At 71.1% G+C, this 16,373-nt stretch carries 14 protein-coding genes; 10 read left to right on the forward strand and 4 right to left on the reverse strand.

Going from position 1 to position 16,373, the window contains the following annotated elements:
* Positions 1-4 precede the first annotated feature (4 nt).
* Positions 5-1,501, reverse strand: a complete 1,497-nt coding sequence (locus ACYVD1_RS10345) for a hypothetical protein (RefSeq protein ID WP_460770681.1) — start codon at positions 1,499-1,501, stop codon at positions 5-7.
* On the reverse strand, positions 1,498-4,980 hold the full coding sequence (locus ACYVD1_RS10350) for an NHL domain-containing protein (protein WP_460770684.1): 3,483 nt from the start codon (positions 4,978-4,980) through the stop codon (positions 1,498-1,500). The genes ACYVD1_RS10345 and ACYVD1_RS10350 overlap by 4 nt, the downstream gene beginning before the upstream one ends.
* A 224-nt stretch (positions 4,981-5,204) precedes the next feature.
* Between ACYVD1_RS10350 and ACYVD1_RS10355 the strand changes: the two genes are divergently transcribed.
* Positions 5,205-5,720 (forward strand): DinB family protein, encoded by a 516-nt coding sequence (locus ACYVD1_RS10355; RefSeq protein WP_460770686.1) that lies wholly within the window; start codon positions 5,205-5,207, stop codon positions 5,718-5,720.
* A gap of 21 nt (positions 5,721-5,741) precedes the next feature.
* Here the strand turns inward: ACYVD1_RS10355 and ACYVD1_RS10360 are convergent, their stop codons facing one another.
* Positions 5,742-7,055 carry a DUF418 domain-containing protein gene (locus ACYVD1_RS10360; RefSeq protein ID WP_460770688.1) on the reverse strand — a complete coding sequence of 438 codons (1,314 nt, stop codon included), beginning with the start codon at positions 7,053-7,055 and terminating at the stop codon, positions 5,742-5,744.
* Positions 7,056-7,162: 107 nt separating this feature from the next.
* Positions 7,163-8,809: an MFS transporter gene (locus tag ACYVD1_RS10365; protein WP_460770690.1), complete on the reverse strand. Its 1,647-nt coding sequence runs from the start codon at positions 8,807-8,809 to the stop codon at positions 7,163-7,165.
* 201 nt (positions 8,810-9,010) lie between these two features.
* On the opposite strand from ACYVD1_RS10365, the gene ACYVD1_RS10370 reads away from it, so the two are divergent.
* The 9 genes from ACYVD1_RS10370 to ACYVD1_RS10410 all read left to right on the forward strand — a co-directional run bounded on the left by ACYVD1_RS10370 (position 9,011) and on the right by ACYVD1_RS10410 (position 16,334).
* The gene (locus ACYVD1_RS10370; protein ID WP_460770692.1) at positions 9,011-9,799 is read left to right on the forward strand and encodes an ABC transporter ATP-binding protein; all 789 of its coding nucleotides are present in this window, start codon (positions 9,011-9,013) and stop codon (positions 9,797-9,799) included.
* The gene (locus ACYVD1_RS10375; protein WP_460770694.1) at positions 9,796-10,605 is read left to right on the forward strand and encodes an ABC transporter permease; all 810 of its coding nucleotides are present in this window, start codon (positions 9,796-9,798) and stop codon (positions 10,603-10,605) included. Before ACYVD1_RS10370 ends, ACYVD1_RS10375 begins: the two co-directional genes overlap by 4 nt.
* A 153-nt stretch (positions 10,606-10,758) precedes the next feature.
* Complete coding sequence (locus ACYVD1_RS10380) at positions 10,759-11,208, forward strand: hypothetical protein (RefSeq protein ID WP_460770696.1); 450 nt, start codon at positions 10,759-10,761, stop codon at positions 11,206-11,208.
* Positions 11,209-11,387: 179 nt separating this feature from the next.
* On the forward strand, positions 11,388-12,191 hold the full coding sequence (locus ACYVD1_RS10385; RefSeq protein ID WP_460770699.1) for an ABC transporter ATP-binding protein: 804 nt from the start codon (positions 11,388-11,390) through the stop codon (positions 12,189-12,191).
* Positions 12,192-12,265: 74 nt separating this feature from the next.
* The gene (locus ACYVD1_RS10390) at positions 12,266-13,078 is read left to right on the forward strand and encodes an ABC transporter permease (protein WP_460770783.1); all 813 of its coding nucleotides are present in this window, start codon (positions 12,266-12,268) and stop codon (positions 13,076-13,078) included.
* Positions 13,079-13,090: 12 nt separating this feature from the next.
* Positions 13,091-14,212: an ABC transporter substrate-binding protein gene (locus tag ACYVD1_RS10395; protein WP_460770701.1), complete on the forward strand. Its 1,122-nt coding sequence runs from the start codon at positions 13,091-13,093 to the stop codon at positions 14,210-14,212.
* 32 nt (positions 14,213-14,244) lie between these two features.
* Positions 14,245-15,327, forward strand: a complete 1,083-nt coding sequence (locus tag ACYVD1_RS10400) for an LLM class flavin-dependent oxidoreductase (protein WP_460770703.1) — start codon at positions 14,245-14,247, stop codon at positions 15,325-15,327.
* A complete protein-coding gene (locus ACYVD1_RS10405; protein WP_460770705.1) occupies positions 15,324-16,019 on the forward strand; it encodes a cysteine hydrolase family protein in 696 nt (231 codons plus the stop codon). Before ACYVD1_RS10400 ends, ACYVD1_RS10405 begins: the two co-directional genes overlap by 4 nt.
* Positions 16,020-16,082: 63 nt before the next feature.
* On the forward strand, positions 16,083-16,334 hold the full coding sequence (locus ACYVD1_RS10410) for a DUF2795 domain-containing protein (RefSeq protein WP_460770708.1): 252 nt from the start codon (positions 16,083-16,085) through the stop codon (positions 16,332-16,334).
* Positions 16,335-16,373: the final 39 nt, after the last annotated feature.

Below are 16,373 nucleotides of genomic sequence, written 5' to 3' on the forward strand. Positions count from 1 at the left end.
AGTCCTAGGGCAGGTCGGCGACCTGCCCGGCGATCTCCTCCAGCAGCAGGTAAGTGTCGTTGAGCGCCTCGTCCGCCGTGGGCATCGGACCGCGCGGGTAGCTCTCCCGCAGGGTCACCCGCACGACCAGGTTCCGGTCGCGGAACACCGCGTCCACCGTCCACGAGTCCTGGTCCCCCTCGAAGGCGGTGAACGCGGCGTCGCCGACCCCGGCCAACGGCACGAAGAGGTGGTCCGGCGGGGGTTCCTCGTCTTCGCCCCCGCCATCGTCCTCCGGTTCCGGGGGCGTCCTGTCGTTCAGGTACCAGAACAGGTACTCGCGGTCGGCCGCCGCCGATCCGCCGCCGATCCGCTCGTCGGACAGCACGCCCATGTCCACGGACAGCCGCCTGCCCCCGGACCAGTCGCATCCTTCCTCCCACACGTCCAGTTCCGACATGCGGCGCTCCTCGATCACGCGGCCGTCCCGGCCCTCCGGGTCGCCGTCGACGGCGAGGTCCGCACGCAGCTCCTCGGGCAGGTCCACGCAGGCGTCGGGCACCTCCCCCAACGGCTCACCGTCTTCCGCGACCGCCTGGAACGGGGCGTCGACTTCGCCGCCCAGGCCGTCGACAACCTCCTCGGCGGCGAGGATCGCCCCGCCCCACGTGCTGTCCGGGTCGAGCAGCTCCTCGCCCGGGTCGTCCAGCAGGCCCGCGTCGTCCTCGCGCTCGTAGTCAGCCCCCGAGTAGGACACGTCGACGACCGTGTTGCCGACCCGCACCAGGATCGTGGTGCGCGCCGAGCGGTACGTGACGTCCTCCTCCGCCAGCTCCTCATCGGGCCGGATGACTCCATCGGCGTCCTCGGCGTTGAACAGGACCGCTTCGTCACCGAACCCGGTGAAGGGGGTGATCTCGGTGATCTCCGTCTGTCCGGTGGTATCGCCCGTGGCCGTCACCAGCGTGTCCCTGAGCCCCCGGACGGCGCTGCCCACGGGGTGCGACCCGTACTCGCCCTCAGCGTGGGCGCGGACGTCCACGATGAGCTCCCGGCTGGAACCCCCCATACTCCGGGCCAGGCCCCCGCTCTCCCAGGAGCACTCGCGGTGGTCCCCGCCGCTCATGTCGTGCTCGATGCCGCCGCGGTCGCCGTCGGGTGCGAGACGCTCGACGGTCTCCTGGGAGAGACCGCAGTCCGGATGGATTCCGGTGACGGTCGGACCGTCCTCGAGCTCGTCGTCCACCCGGGCCTCGGCGACGGGGCCGGTCAGGGAGTCGTCGAAGTCCGGCCTCTGGTCTCCCGTCGCGGACAACCAGGTCGCTCCAAGCAGAAGCACCAGGGACACGGCCCCGAAAACGAGCAGGGCTCTCGGTCGGCGCATCCAGCTGGGAAAGGGCGGCGGGACCACGGGCCGCACGTCCGTACCGGTCGAGGGCGTGGCGCCCTCCGGCTGGCCGCCGCTCTCCGGCTCCCCACCGCTCTCAGGCAGCCCGGGGTTCCCCGGCCTGTCACCGCTCATCGGGCGAACCTCCCCCGGAGCCAGCCGAGCGCGTCCAGCGCACCGGCCACCAGCAGAACCGCGACCGTGGCGAGCGCCCCGGGGATCCGTCCCGGTTGCCTGACCAGGGTGCCCAGTTCGTCACGGAGCAGGACCGCCCCCGCGGCCGTGAACAGCACCACGGCCGCCAGCAGGCCGATCCCCAGCGCGCCCCAACCGGACAGCCCGGCTTCGGCTGGCCGGACCACCACTTCCACCTGGTTGGTCTCGGGCCGGTCCAGGTAGAGGTTGCCGTGCCCGTCCACGGCGAGGGAGGTCGCCGGCGTGCGGTCGACGTCCTCGTCCTCCTCGTGGGGCTCCTGCGCCGTCTCCACCACGGTGCTGATGGAGCCGCCCGGCCGGATGAGGTGGATCGCGTGGCTGCTCGCCACGTACAGGTTGCCGTCGTCGTCGACCGTGACCGCCCTCGGGGAGATCACGGGCACCTCGTCGGCGGGGCCGCTACCGCGGACGTCGTCCCTGGACCACGAGTCCTCGCCGGTCCCGGCGACGGTCGTGACGTTCCCGTCCGGGTCGACCTTCCGTACGAGGTTCTCCGTGTTCTCCGCGAAGTACACGCTCCCGTCGGGTGCGGCGGCGATGGAGGCCGGGGAGACCGGTTCGATCTCCTCCGCCTCGTCGCCCTCGAACTCCCACTCCTCCGCCTCGGGCGGCTCGCCGCCCGCCAGCGTGGTCAGTGAACCGTCTTCCTCCAACCGGAGGATGCTCCCCTGCTCGGCGATGTAGAGGGTGCCGTCGGCGGACACGTCCAGGGCCGCCGGGAGGATCTCCGTCGCCTCCGCCGCCGCGCCGACCACGGGTCCCGTGCCCTCACCCGTGACGAGTTCGGCGGGGCCGCCGTCCCGGACCCGGTAGACGGCGCTGCCCTCGGTCGTGAAGTACACGGTCCCGTCGCGCGCCGCGGCGAGCCCGTGCACGTCCAGCGGGGGCCGGTCGCCGCCCTCGGCGGGAACTTCCTCCTCACCGTCGTCTTCGCCGCCGTCCTCGGGAAGCAGGGTCGGGACGGCCCCGAGCGCGCCCTCAGACGGGTCGACGGCGCGGATAGCCGTCCGGCCGGCGTCGTGCACGTACACGGTGCCGTCCGCGTCCACTCCCAGGTCGCCCGGGGATTGGAGCTCGAACTCGTCGGCCGGGGCTTCGGTGGGTTCGGCTTCGTCACCCCGGATATCGGCGAAGTCCACCAGGGTGGTGACGGTGCCGTCGGGGTCGATCCGGCGAACACCCTCACCGAAGGGCCCGCTGAGGAAGACCTCCCCGTCCGGGGCGACCGCGACCCCCCGGGGTTCGGCGAATCCCGCCTCAGCGGCGGGGCCGTCGTCGCCCACGTCACGGGGCTCCCCCGTCCCGGCCACGGTGGTGATGGTCCCGTCGGGGTCCACCTCTCGGAGGCGGCTGTTGAGGGTGTCAGCGATGAGGAGGTTGTCGTCGGCGTCCACCGCGAGGCCCTCCGGCGTGTTCAGCTCCGCCTCGTCCGCGGATCCGCCGTCACCGGAGAAACCGCCCTCGTCGAAGGAGAGGTAGCTGTCACCGGCGACCGTGGTGAGCGTGCCTTCGGGGTCAACCGCGCGAACCGCCGGCTTGTCGGATTCGACGAAGTAGACGTTGCCCGCACCGTCCGCCTCGACCCTGGACGGCTCAAAGAGGCGCGCCTCCACCGCCGGATGGTCGTCGCCACTGTGCGCATACCGGTCGCCGCCCCCGGCGACCGTGCTGATCTCGCCGTCGTCGGCGACCGCGCGGATCCGCCCGGCCCCGAACTCCGCGACGTAGAGCGTATCGTCGGCCCCGAACGCGAGGTCGGTCGGTACGACCCGGGCTTCGAGCGCCGGCCCTCCGTCGCCCCGGATGGGGCCGTCATCCTCGTCGGTGTCGGCCTCCTCCTCGAGTTCATCCCGGCCTTCCGAGCCGGTCCCGGCGACCGTGCTGATCTCGCCGTCGTCCGCGGCCACCATCCGGACCCTGCCGTTGCCGGTGTCGGCGATGAGGAGGTTGTCGTCGGCGTCCACCGCCAGCCCTCGGGGCGTGTCCAGCTCCGCTTCCTCGGCAGGGCCGTCGTCCCCGGAGAATCCGCCGTCCAGGGACTCCGACCCCGCGGCGGCGGTGACCGCGCCGTCGGAGTCGACCGCCAGGACCCGGTTCCGCGCGGTGTCGGAGACGTAGAGCGTGCCGTCGGAGCCGGCGGCGAGGTGGCGCGGGCCCTCCAGCTCCTCCGGCATCGTCCGCACGACCGGCCCGGCATCCGTCGTCTCGTGCGGGGCACCGGCCACCGGCAGCACGCTGCCGACGCTTTCCCCCGCCCAGGGGTCGTCGCCGACCTCGACGTCCGGTTCCTCCGCCTCGTCGTCCGCACCGTCCATGACGATCCGCAGGATCCGGGCGCCGGTTGCCACGTACACGTCACCTTCGGGGCCGACCTCTAGGCCGCGCGGATTACCGAAACCCGCGCCGAGGCTGGTGATGGTGCCGTCAGTGTCCACAGCGCGCACGCGACCGTTGAAGGTGTCCGCGACAAGCAGCCTGCCGTCGGCGTCCACAGCGACGCCCTCCGGCTGGTTCAGCTCCGCCTCTCGGGCGGATCCGCCGTCGCCGGAGAAACCGTCGTCACCGGTGCCCGCCACCGTGTCGAGCGAACCGTCGGGGGCCACTCGGAACACGTGCGAGCGGCTCTCCGCGGTGAAGTACACGGCACCGGCCGAGTCCACGGCCAAGCTGTTCGGCCGGTGCAGTCCCGCTTCGGTCGCCTCCTCCGCGATGGTGACCCTTTCCGACCCGCCGCCGACGACCGTCGAGACCACCCCGTCGCCGTCGACCTTGCGGATACGGTCGTAATTCGTGTCCAGGTAGTACAGGTTGCCCTCGGCGTCGACGTCCATGTCCGGCGGGTGGTACACGTCCAGGTCCTCGGCCTGTTCGCCGTCTCCCGCGTCATCGTCGTCGCTGAACTCGCGGTCCTCCCCGCCCCCGGCGATCTCGGTGAACTCACCGTCCCCGTCCATACGCCGGATACTGGACCGGCTCGCCACGTACACCTCCCCGTCCGGGCCGGTCGTGACGGATTCGGGGGTCTCGCTCGGGCTGAAGACCCACCCGCCGATGTCGGGGCCGTCGGTGTCCGGCGAACGCTCGCCGCGGGTGCCCTCGACGGTGTCGATCGTGCCGTCGGGTTCGACCAGGCGCACACGGCTGTTCCGGGTGTCCGCGACGTAGACCTCGCCCTCGGAGCCCACCGCGATGTTGAGGTTGGAGTTCAGCCGCGCGTCCAGGGCCGCTCCGCCGTCACCCGAGTACCCGGCCGAACCGGTTCCGGCCACGGTGACGACCCCGGTCGGCCGCGGCCCGTCCTGTGCCGCGGCGGGCGGGGCTACGGGCGGCACTGTGACGAGGAGGAGCGATAGACCCGAGGTCGCGGCGAGGGCGCTGTAAAGGGGGTTCTGCGGCACTTGGGTTCCAATCGGGGGCCAGCCGAGGACATAGTCCAAGGTCAGAGGCACACCGTAGTTGAGGGCCGGGGCACCGTACCGGGTTCTGACCGGACTCGGCCACACCGGGTACGCCGTTCCGCAGCACACTGGCGCTCCGCGTTCGCCGTTGCCGCGACGGGTGGATGCGCCGAGTAGCCGAAAACGCACTTCCGGTCGCGGGCCCGCCATGACAGATTGGGCGCATGTCTGATTCCCGTCGCGCCCTGCTGCGCGGCCAGTACGACCTGACCTGGGCGCTGTTCGAGTACCACCTGGAGCGCCTCCAGCCCGAGGACTTCCTCTGGGAGCCCGCCGAGCTGTGCTGGACGGTCCGCAACGGGCCGGGGGGCGTGTGGACCCCGGACTGGGCGGAGAGCGAACCCGATCCCGTTCCGGTACCCACGATCGCCTGGCTCACCTGGCACATCGGGTGGTGGTGGACGGTGACCCTGGACCACACGCTGGGCCGTACCCCGCAGGAGCGCGAGGAGATCCGGTGGCCGGGCGAGGAGCGGACCGTGGCCTGGATCCGGGGGCTGGGGGCCGAGTGGTCGGAGGCCTTGGAGCACGCGGACCTGGACGCGACCGCCACCTTCCCCTGGCAGGGGTCCCCTGGGAAGACCAACGCCCACACCGCGGCGTGGGTCAACAGCGAGCTGATGAAGAACGCCGCCGAGATCGGTCAGATCCGCATGCTCAGGGCCGCGGTGAAGGCCTGAGCGCCGTGGTTCCTGACCCGGTCAGCGTGCCTGGCCGGTCCGGTCGCGCACCACGAACTTGCTCAGCCGGGAGACCCCGGCCTCCAGCGGTCCGCGCCCCGCGGTGCGGCGCCACAGGAAGGCACCGACCACGGCGAAGACGAAGAAGACCTCGGCGGCGTTGCCGTCGACCCAGTGCGCCATCCGGCCGGATGCCTCGCCCACCGTCTCCTGCCAGGCCATCACCAGGGCGTGCAGGACGTAGATGGTCAGCGCGAGGGCTCCGGCCGCGGTGAAGGGCGCCACCAGTCGGGGCAGGCGTTCGGCCGCGTAGAGGCAGCCCACCAGCAGCACGATGGACACCCCGATCCCACCCAGTACCTCGGGTGCGGTGGAGGTGTGCGACATGCTGCTCAGGAGCCACCGGGCGTCGTCGGTGGGGACCGGGCCCGAGAGCTCCTCGCGCGGCCCCAGATCCCACACGATGCCCCACGTCTCCCAGGCGTGCCAGGAGCCCTGGTAGGCCACGAAGGCGATCAGCATCCCGGCGCACGCCAGGCGGAGGCGGACGATCTGGGAGCGCAGGTCGAGGCGGCCGACCGCGATCCCGGCGAGCAGCGCCGCGAAGCAGCTCAGCGCGGGGTAGAAACCGAAGACCAGGAGTTCCAGCAGGCCCTGGTCCACCAGGAGCTGGGCCGGATCGATCCCGTTCCAGAAGACCGCGAAGTCGGCCATCCAGCCGCCGGTCTCGCTGGAGCGCCGCAGCACGAACAGCAGCTGCGGGCCGGTGACCAGCGCCGCCACAGCGGCGGCCGCGACCCAGTGCGCGGCCATCCGCAGGAACGGCAGGGCCATGAGGAAGTAGAGCCCGTAGTAGGTGATGATCACCGTCAGCGGAGCCTCCGCGGCCACGATGACGGCGTTCAGGGCCCAGCCGACCAGCATGAGCGCGATCCCGCGCACCGCGATCTGGCCCCCGGTGATCCGTCCCCGCTTTCCGGTGTGCGGGGTGCGGCCACCGGAGAGCAGGGCGAGCGAAACCCCGGCCACGAAGGCGAACACCAGGGTCGCGCGCCCCCAGGCGTACTGCTCCACGAGTCGCGCGACCGGGTTCTCCTCGTCCATGAACGGGAGCCAGAAGTGCACCACCAGCATCCCGGCGATGGCGATCCACCGGGCCAGGTCGACCCCGTCGAGACGTCCCGGCCCCGGCGCGGAGGGCGCGGCGTGGGCGGTCGTCTCGGCCCCTGGCCCGGGGGGCTCCGGGTGCGTCGGCCGCGCCTCGGCTGAGGGGGGTGCTTCGGTCCGCTCGGCGCCGCTGAGCTCGGTCGACTGGGGAGAGCGGGGGTACCTCATAGGCCTCGTGAACTGGGTGGCGGGAACAGTATCAAAGGGGACAAAACCGTAACACGCCACCCGAACGCGCCTCGGTTACGCGTCCCGTCAGCCCTTCCCGGCCGGCCTCAAGCACCCGCTCCCGCGGCGGTCTCCGCCTTGGCTGCACCGTCCGTCTCTCCGTAACCGCCTTCCTCGGCACCCCCTGCCTCGGAGCTGCCTCCCCCGGAACCGTCTTCCTCGGTGGCATCGATCCGGGTGTGGCGCAGCAGCCACAGCACGGCCAGGCCCACCAGGGCCACTACGGCCGCGCCGAGGCCGTAACCGACCTGAACGGCCGAGCTGAAGGCGTCGAACGCGGCGTCCAGGAGCTGGTGCGCCTGCTCCCCCGGTAGCTGTTCGGCCACTCCGACGGCGCCGCCGACGCTCTCCCCCGCGGCCTCGACCGCGGATTCGGGGACGTCGGCCCCCGCCCCGTCGAGTCCGCGCCGGTACACGACCGTGGCCATACTGCCGAGGAAGGCCATGCTCAGCGCGCCGCCGAAACCTCCCGCGACATCCGTCATCGCCGCGGCCGAACCCGCCTTGCGGACCGGTGCGCTGACCACGATGAGGTTGGCGGCGAGAGTGAAGAGCGGGCCGAGTGCCAGCGCCATCACCGTGGCCGCCGCGACCAGGGGAAGCGCACCGGTCCTCCCCACCATGAGGGCGAAGGCGGCGGCCCCTGCGGCGGCCACCAGCAGGCCCCCGCCCATGGCGATGGCGGGCCGCATCCACCGGGTCATCACCGGGGCCGCCAGTCCGCCGACGATGGCGGCGACGCCCGGCAGGACCAGAAGCATCCCCGCCTCTCCCGGGGAGAGGCCGATCGAGGTCTGCAGGTACTGGACGAACAGCATGTCCAGGCCGCCATAGGCCAGGAGCATCAGCAGGAGGGCACCCAGGGAGACGGAGAAGGCGGGGACGGCGAACAGCCGGATGTCGAGGAGCGGGTCGTCCAGGCGCAGCTGCCTACGCACGAACGCCGCCCCGAGCAGCAGTCCCGCCACGACCGAGGTGACGTAGGGCCACATCGGGTCGCCGGAGCCGGAGGAACTGTGGTCGGCGATCTCCTGCAGGCCGAAGATCACGGCGATGATAGCCGCCATGGACAGCAGGACGCTCAGCATGTCCACCCGGCCCTCGACGGACTCGCGGTACCCGGGCAGGAGCGGCGCGCTGAGGAGCAACAGCACGGCCACCGGGACGTTCAGCAGGAAGACGGCGCCCCACCAGAAGTACTCCAGGACGAGTCCTCCCAGGGGCGGCCCGAGCGCCATCCCCGCGGAGAAGGAGCTCATGACCACGGCGATGGCCGCGGAGAACTGCCGGGCGTCGGTGAACAGGACCCGGAGCAGCCCCATGATGCTCGGTGTCATCGTGGCGGCCGCCATCCCCATCAGGGCCCGCATCGCGATGAGCACCTCGGGGGTGGGCGCGAACGCGGCGCCCAGGGAGGCCAGACCGTAGACACCCACCCCTGTCATGAGCAGGCGGCGGCGCCCGACCTTGGATCCGAGCCAGCCCATGGTGAGCACCAGGCTGACCGCGAGGAACTCACCCACGTGCAGGATCCACAGCATCTGGGTGCTTCCGGGCGCGAGGTCCGCGGTGATGGCGGGCAGCGCCATGAACAGGACGGTCATGTCGGTGGCGGCCATCATCAAGGGCAGCGTCATGACCGCGAGGGCCAGCCATGCCCGCCATGTGGCGCGCTGAGGGGTTTCGGTGTTCACCGTGGGCCTCCCGGAGTGGGTGTCGTGCGGTCGACCATAAGAACTCAACCTTGCTTGAGCTCAACCCCGCACCCGCCACCGTGAGCCACGCCACCCCCATTCCGGCCACAGGAACGTGTATTTTCTTCTGGCAATCACTTGCCAACATGGAAAGTTATTGTCAGCCTGGAAGTAATTGCGTCCCCTACGGAAGGCATGCGCATGATCCACCAAGCACCGGCACTGGAGACCTCAGGCCTGGTCAAGCGGTACGGCACGGTGACCGCCCTCGCCGGGATCGACCTGACCGCCTCCCAAGGTGAGATCTTCGGGCTGCTCGGCCCCAACGGAGCGGGCAAGACCACCACCATCGAGATCCTCTCCGGACTGCGCTCCCCCACCGAAGGCACCGCCCGGACCCTCGGCCTCGATCCGATCCGGCAGCGCGCCGAGATCCGCGCGCGTGTCGCCGTCCAGCCGCAGAAGGCCGCCCTGTTCGAGCGCCAGACCGTCGCCGAGACCCTGCAACTGTGGGCCTCCCTCTATCCGGCCCCCGACGACCCCGCGGAGGTCGTCGAGCGCATGGGACTGGCCGGCTCCCGCGACGTCCGCGTCGGCAAGCTCTCCGGCGGCCAGCGGCAGCGGCTCCTGGTCGGCACCGCGCTCATCTCCCGGCCGCGCCTGCTCGTCCTCGACGAACCCTCCACCGGCATGGACCCCAACGCCCGCCACGACCTGTGGACGGCGATCCGCGCCCACCGCGACGGCGGCGGGACCACCCTGCTGTCCACCCACTCCATGGAGGAGGCCGCCGAACTGTGCGACCGGGTCGCCCTCCTGGACCGGGGGCGCACCACCGCCCTCGGTCGCCCGGACGACCTGGTCGCGGAACACGTCCCCGAACACGCGAGCCGGGGGACGGGGTTCGCGCTGGAACAGCTCTTCCGCGACCGCACCGGCCGTTCCTTCGCCGACGCGGACGCCGAATCCACCCCAGAGGAGGTCCGATGACCACCCGCACCGCGACCACGCCCGGCCGCACCCCGCTCTCCGCCACCCGCGAGCTCCTCGGCCTGCACACCCGCGAGTTCGTCCGCGACCACCGCAACTCCGTGGTGGCGCTGGTCCTCCCGCTCGCCTTGGCGGCGCTGTTCTTCACCATGGCCGAGATAGTCCCCGAGCCCACCGGCCCCGGGGCCGAAAACGTTCTGTCCTTCCAGCAGATGGTCGTCCCGATCGTCCTCCTGCTCACGGTGACCAGCGCACCCCTGACCGGAACCGCCAGCCCTCTCGTGAACCTGCGAGCCCAGGGCTTCTTCCGCCTCCTGGGCACCACCCCGGTCGGCCGCGCCCGACTGCTGCTGACGCACATGCCCGTGCGCCTGGGGCTGGTCCTGTTCCAGGTGACCGTCCTGATCAGCGCGGGGGCCGCGCTCGGCCACGTAGCGCCCGACCACATCCCGGCCCTGTTCGGGGCGTCCCTCCTGGGCCTGCTCCTGTTCGGCGCCGTCGGCTACCTGATCGGCGGAGTGATGCGCGGCGTCGACGCGGCCACGCACACGGCCCTGTTCGTTCAGATGGGGTCGATGATGCTCAGCTTCATGTTCCTGCCGATGGGCATGCTCCCGGAATCCTTCGCGCGGGTGGTCGGCCACTTGCCGCCCAGCTACCTCGCCGACCTGTTCTTCGCGCAGGCCCCCGGATGGGAACCGCTCCACCCCGTCTGGCAGTCGGTCCTGGTCCCCCTCGGCACCACCGTGCTCCTCGCCGCACTGGCCGTACTCCTCTTCCGCTGGGACCAAGGCGAGAAGGCGTGACAGCTGGCTCCGGTTCCACGGGTCCCACTCAACGGCGGCCTCGCACCAACGGCGGCGCACGACCGGCGAGGCCGCCCCGAACCCACCCGCGAGACCGTCTCGCACAAACGCACAAGGACTGCGGTTAGGGGTGTGTGCACTATTGTCGCCTCCATGAGCCCCCCGCCCCGAAGCTCCACGGACCGCGAAACAACACGAACCAACCGCTCCGCTCAGCTCCACACCCTCGCCGAGAACGTCGGTCGCCAGCTCACCCCGCGCGAGTTCTCCCTGCACGACGGCATCCGCATCGCCGTAGACGGCGCCGACGGCGATCCGCCCAACGTCCTCGTCCAGTGCGCCCAGGTGCGCGGGCAACTCAAGTCCAGCCACCGCAACAAGGTCATCGCCGACGCCTTCAAGCTCATGTGGCTGCGCGACAGCGTCTATCCGGAAGCCCAGGCCCTGCTCGCGCTCAGCCCCGAGTTCACCCGGCTCCTGAGCCCGGGCGCGTGGCTTCCGACCGCGCTGGAGCACTGGCGGATCCACGTGGTCATCGTCGCCCCCGAAAACGGAGACGCCAGCCCGATACCTGGCCGTGATCACGAGTTCACTGACCAGTGACCCCCCGCTCCTAGCTTTGTCGGGTCAACGACCCCGCGGGCCGTCGGCCTCACCACTGCTTCCGCCCGCTCTCCAACGACGTCCCTACCCGCCCCTGAGCTGGGACGACCACATGGAGGGTGCGCAGTGGAACACTGTGTCCTGCAAGTGAACGCTCCGACGTCGGCGACGGACACACCGTGACCGACGATCACATCGCAGTACGCGGCCTGACCAAGAGTTACGAGGGCGGCGAACCCGATCGGCCCGCGCTCCACAGCATCGACCTCGACATCCGGCACCGCCGCTTCGTCAGCCTCATCGGCCCCAGCGGCTGTGGCAAGTCGACCCTGCTCCGGGTCATCGCCGGTCTCGAACCCCACGACAGCGGGAGCTTATCCCTCTTCGGGGAGTCCCCCCGGCAGGTGTGCAGCAGGAAGGCCGTGGGTCTGGTCCCGCAGGCACCGGCCCTGCTGCCGTGGCTCACGGTGCGCCAGAACGTGGTCCTGCCGGCGAAGGTCAACCGCAGGGCCCGGCGCCACGGGGACTCACCCGACGAACTGCTGCGCGCGGTCGGCCTCGACCACTCCGCCCACAAGTACCCCCACGAACTGTCCGGGGGCATGCGCCAGCGGGTGGCGATCGCCCGGGCCTTCGGGCTCCGCCCGGACGTCCTCCTGATGGACGAACCGTTCTCCGCGCTCGACGAGTTCACCCGGGAGAGCCTCCAACTCCAGCTCCTCGACCTGTGGCAGGGTCGCGCGACCACGGTCGCGTTCGTGACCCACTCCGTGTACGAGGCGGTCATGCTCTCGGACGAAGTCGTGGTGATGTCCGGCCGCCCCGGACGCGTACACGGCGTCGTGCCCGTCGACCTGCCCCGGCCCCGCGGCCGGGACACGGTGGCCGCCGCCGACCAGCGGGCCGTGGAGGAACGGGTGCGCGCCCGGCTCCACAGTGCGTGGGAGTCCGCGGCCACGGCCGACGGACTCGTTGCGCAGTGAAGCCGGTGCACGGGAAAGCGGACCCGCACACCCGGGTGCCTGAGGCCTCCCCCGCCACCGGAGACCGGACCCCGGTGGCGGCACCGGCACCACGCCGCCCCCGCCGCCACCGCCGCAGGTCACCGCTGCACCCGGCCGTGTGGCTCCCCACCACCGTCCTGCTGGTGGTTCTCGGCCTCGCCTGGTCCGCGGTGGCCGACGAACACCCCTACATCCTCCCCGAACTGTCCGAGGTCGCCGGGACCCTCGTCGGCGACCCCGTGCTGTTCCTGAGCAACGCCTGGGCCACGCTCCAGATCGCCCTGACCGGTGTGGCCTTCGGTGCCGGGACCGCCTTCGTCCTCGCGCTGCTGATGTCGGAGATCCCGGTCCTGCGTCGAGCGCTCATGCCGCTCGCCGTGGTCCTGAACGTCACCCCGGTCGTGGCCATCACCCCCGCCTTGGTGGTGGCGTTCGGGTTCGGGATGACCCCCAAAGTCGTGGTCACCGCGATCATCACCTTCTTCCCGGTCCTGATCAACGTGACCACCGGGCTGCGTTCGGTCCCCCTGCCGGTGCTGCAGGTCTTCGAGACGCTGCACGCCTCCCGCATGGAGGTGCTCTTCCACCTGCGGATTCCGAGCAGCCTTCCCTACACCCTCGCCGCCCTACGAGTGGTGTTCCCCCTGTCCATCGTGGGCGCCGTGGTCGCGGAGTTCGTCGCCGCCGGATCCTCAGGCGGCCTCGGAACGATGATCCGCAACTCCGCGGCCACCGCCCGACTGGACTACGTCTACGCCGCCATCGCCTGCCTCGCGGCGATGGGCGTCCTCATGCTCGCGCTGGTCACAGCGGTCGAACGCCGACTTCTGTTCTGGCACGACTCACAACTCAAACCCTCCAGATGAACGGAACCCCCCATGACCGTCCACCCCGCCACCACCAGTCCTGCCACCGCCAGACCCGCCCGCAGGTTCAGACCCGCCTCCGCCCTCGTGGCGGCAGCGCTCCTGGCCTCCGCCTGCGGCGCGAACGAGGCCGACGGCACCACCGGCGACGCCGCCAAGATCGACCAGGAACGCTGTGACACCAACAGCTCGGCCGGGACCATCACCTACATCACCGGCTACCACTACCAAGCCTCCGTCACCCAGCTCGAGGTGTTCGCCGCCGAAGGGCTCGGATACTTCGACGACCTCTGCCTGGACGTGGAGATCCAGCCGGGCAACGGCGACGTCATGGGCAACGCCCAACTCGTCTCGGCGGGCACCGCCCACTTCACGCCCACCAGCAACGAGGCCGAGATCCTGCAGGCCAACGAACGCGACCACGAGATCGTCGGGATCGCCACCTACGGGCACGTGCCGATCTCCTCGCTGATCACCGGGCCCGATATCGAGGACCTCACCGAGCTGGAGGACCAGACCATCGGCCACCAGAGCATGATCCCGGCACCGCTGGAGGCCATGCTGGTCGCCGCGGACGTCGAGCTCGACTCCATCGAGGAAGTCGAGGCCGGGTACGACCCCAGTGTCCTTCCCCGTGACCAGGTGCAGGCGCTGACCGGGTTCCGCTCCAATGAGCCGCACCAGCTCGACGCCATGGACGAGGAGTACACGGAGTGGCTCCCCGAGGACTTCGGGGTCGTCGGCTCCTTCGGGGTCATGGCCACCAACCCCGACTGGGCCGAGGAGCACCCGGGGGCCGTCGAGGACTTCCTGCGCGCGACCTCCCACGCCTTCGACTACTGCGAGGACAACGGCGAGGAGTGCGTCGGCTACGCGGCCGACCTGGACGAGGCGGGGTACGACACCGACCACAATCTGAAGGTGTGGGACACCGAACGGGAACTCGTGGGCGCCTCCACCCCGGACGACCAACCCAACGGGTACATCGACCTCAACCTCACCGAGGAGGAAGGAGACACGCTCCTGGCCAACGGTGAGCTGGACGAGATGCCGGACCTGGAGCCCCTGTTCGACCCCCGCTACCTGGAGTCGGTCCACGTGGCGACCGAGGTGATCTGGCCCGCCGACGAGTGACAACAGGACCAGCGACAACCAAGGAGCCCACGTTGGCAACACCAGAACGGACTCCGGCGGCCGGGACCGAGTACGGGATCTTCCTCCCCATCGGCAGCGGCGGTTGGATCGTCTCCGAGACGGCACCGCACCCGGAGGCCAGCTACGAGTACAACCGCGCGGCCGCGGTACTCGCCGAGGAACACGGCTTCGACTTCGTCATGTCCATGGGCAAGTGGCGCGGCTACGGCGGCACCACCGGCCACTGGGAGCACACCCTGGAATCCATGACCATGATGTCGGCCCTCGCCGAGGCCACCGAACGGGTGAAGGTGTGGGGGACGGTCCACACCAATCTCTTCCATCCGGCCCTGGCCGCGAAGATGTTCACCACCCTGCAGGAGGTCAGCGGCGGGCGCGCCGGGATGAACATCGTCGTCGGCGCCTACGCCAAGGAGTTCCGGCAGATGGGGCTCTGGCGGGAGGACCTGGATCACGCCGACCGCTACCGGTACACCGAGGAGTGGGCCACCGCCCTGCGGCGGCTGTGGACCGAGGACTCGGTGACGATGGACGGCGAGTTCATCCAGCTCGACGACTGCCGCTCCCTGCCCCACCCCGATCCGCTGCCGACCCTGGTGGGCGCGGGACGCTCCCCCGCGGGCCTGGGCTTCCAGGCCCGGCACTGCGACGGTTCGTTCCTCACCGCCCAGGACCTTCCCGGTCTGCGGGAGGCGAGCCTCCAGGTGAAGAAGGGCGCTGCCCGGGAGGGGCGGAGCATCCGCACCTACTCGATGCTCACCGTGGTCATGGCCGAGACCGACGAGGCGGCCGAGGCACGCAGGCTCGAGTACGGGCGGGGCGCCGACGTGGACGCGATCGTCAGCATGAAGCGCTCGTGGGGGCTGCCCTTGGACAAGGCGCTGTCGCTGACCGCGGAACGTCCAGAGGACGAGGCCTTCCAGACCCCCTTCGTCACCGGGTCCCCCGAGACGGTGGCGGAGCGCATCCGCACCGTGGTGTCCGAGGCGGAGCTGGACGGGCTGATGCTGATCTTCCCGGACTACCGTGCCGACCTCCGGGAGTTCGGTGAGCGGGTCATGCCCCTGCTCCGGCAGGGACCGGTCTCCCCGTGACCGGTGTGCTCACGGACGTGTCCGGCCGTCCCCGTCCCGCACCCGCCCCCTTGGCGGAGGCCGCGCTCCTGGTGGTGGACGTCCAGCGTGACTTCGCCGACCCGGACCGGCTGCCCTGGCTGGACGGGGAGGCCCGGGCCCGCGTGGCGGCGGCCGTGGAGCGCACGGCCGGGCTGGTACGGGACGCACGGACCGCGGGGGTACGCGTGGTCTGGGCCGCCCTCGAACAGGAGCCCGACACACCGTGGGGGAGTTCGCTCTGGCTGCGCGACCTCCTCCACGAGTCGCGGGAGCACCGTCTCGCACGGGAGCCGTGCCTGGTCGGCACGGCCGGAGCGGACTGGTTCGGGGTGGCGCCCGGACCGGAGGAGACGGTCGTCGTCAAACGGCGCTATTCGGCCTTCCACGGGACGTCACTGGCGGACGGTCTGCGGGAGTCCGGGGTCACCTGGCTGACCGTGTGCGGGCTGACCGCCGACTGCTGTGTCGACGCCACCGTCCGGGACGGCTTCCAGCTGGGGTTCCGGACGGTGGTCGCCTCGGACGCGACCGCCAGTTACGAACGGGAGTTGGCGGTCCACACGCTCACGGTCCTGGCCAGACACGCGGCGGTGGTCGCCACCTCGGACGCGATCGCCACAGCCTGGCACGGGCGGCGGGATGCCGACCGACGGGTACCGGGTGCCGGTTGAGGACGTTTCCGCCCGGGTAGTGCCTCCGGTGTCTGCGCAGGGCGAGATTCAGGGGGACCAGCGATGGGCGTCAAACGTGGCCGCAACGGGCTCCGGCAGATCCTGGACGGGGTGGAGTTCCCCGCGACCCGGGACGCGGTCGTGGCCGCCGCCCTCGACGCGGACGCCGACGAGGAGATGATGAGCGCGCTGAGGGCCATACCGGATGCGGAGTACAACCAGGCCAACGAGATCCTGCGCGCGGTACCGCTGCCCGAGCGCGACCCGCGCTCGGGTACCGAGTCGGCGCGGGTCCAGGAACGCAGGCAGGGATAGCCACCGTGCCCTGGCCTCCGCCGAGGGCGGGGCCGGCAG

The sequence above is a fragment of the Nocardiopsis nanhaiensis genome (genome assembly GCF_054778635.1).

What these genes read in the sequence shown, in the direction of transcription:
- ACYVD1_RS10345 (WP_460770681.1), bottom strand. Translation starts at nt 1,501, where the DNA reads ATGAGCGGTGACAGGCCGGGGAACCCCGGGCTGCCTGAGAGCGGTGGG.
- ACYVD1_RS10370 (WP_460770692.1), top strand. Translation starts at nt 9,011, where the DNA reads ATGATCCACCAAGCACCGGCACTGGAGACCTCAGGCCTGGTCAAGCGG.
- ACYVD1_RS10395 (WP_460770701.1), top strand. Translation starts at nt 13,091, where the DNA reads ATGACCGTCCACCCCGCCACCACCAGTCCTGCCACCGCCAGACCCGCC.
- ACYVD1_RS10380 (WP_460770696.1), top strand. Translation starts at nt 10,759, where the DNA reads ATGAGCCCCCCGCCCCGAAGCTCCACGGACCGCGAAACAACACGAACC.
- ACYVD1_RS10355 (WP_460770686.1), top strand. Translation starts at nt 5,205, where the DNA reads ATGTCTGATTCCCGTCGCGCCCTGCTGCGCGGCCAGTACGACCTGACC.
- ACYVD1_RS10410 (WP_460770708.1), top strand. Translation starts at nt 16,083, where the DNA reads ATGGGCGTCAAACGTGGCCGCAACGGGCTCCGGCAGATCCTGGACGGG.
- ACYVD1_RS10375 (WP_460770694.1), top strand. Translation starts at nt 9,796, where the DNA reads ATGACCACCCGCACCGCGACCACGCCCGGCCGCACCCCGCTCTCCGCC.
- ACYVD1_RS10360 (WP_460770688.1), bottom strand. Translation starts at nt 7,055, where the DNA reads ATGAGGTACCCCCGCTCTCCCCAGTCGACCGAGCTCAGCGGCGCCGAG.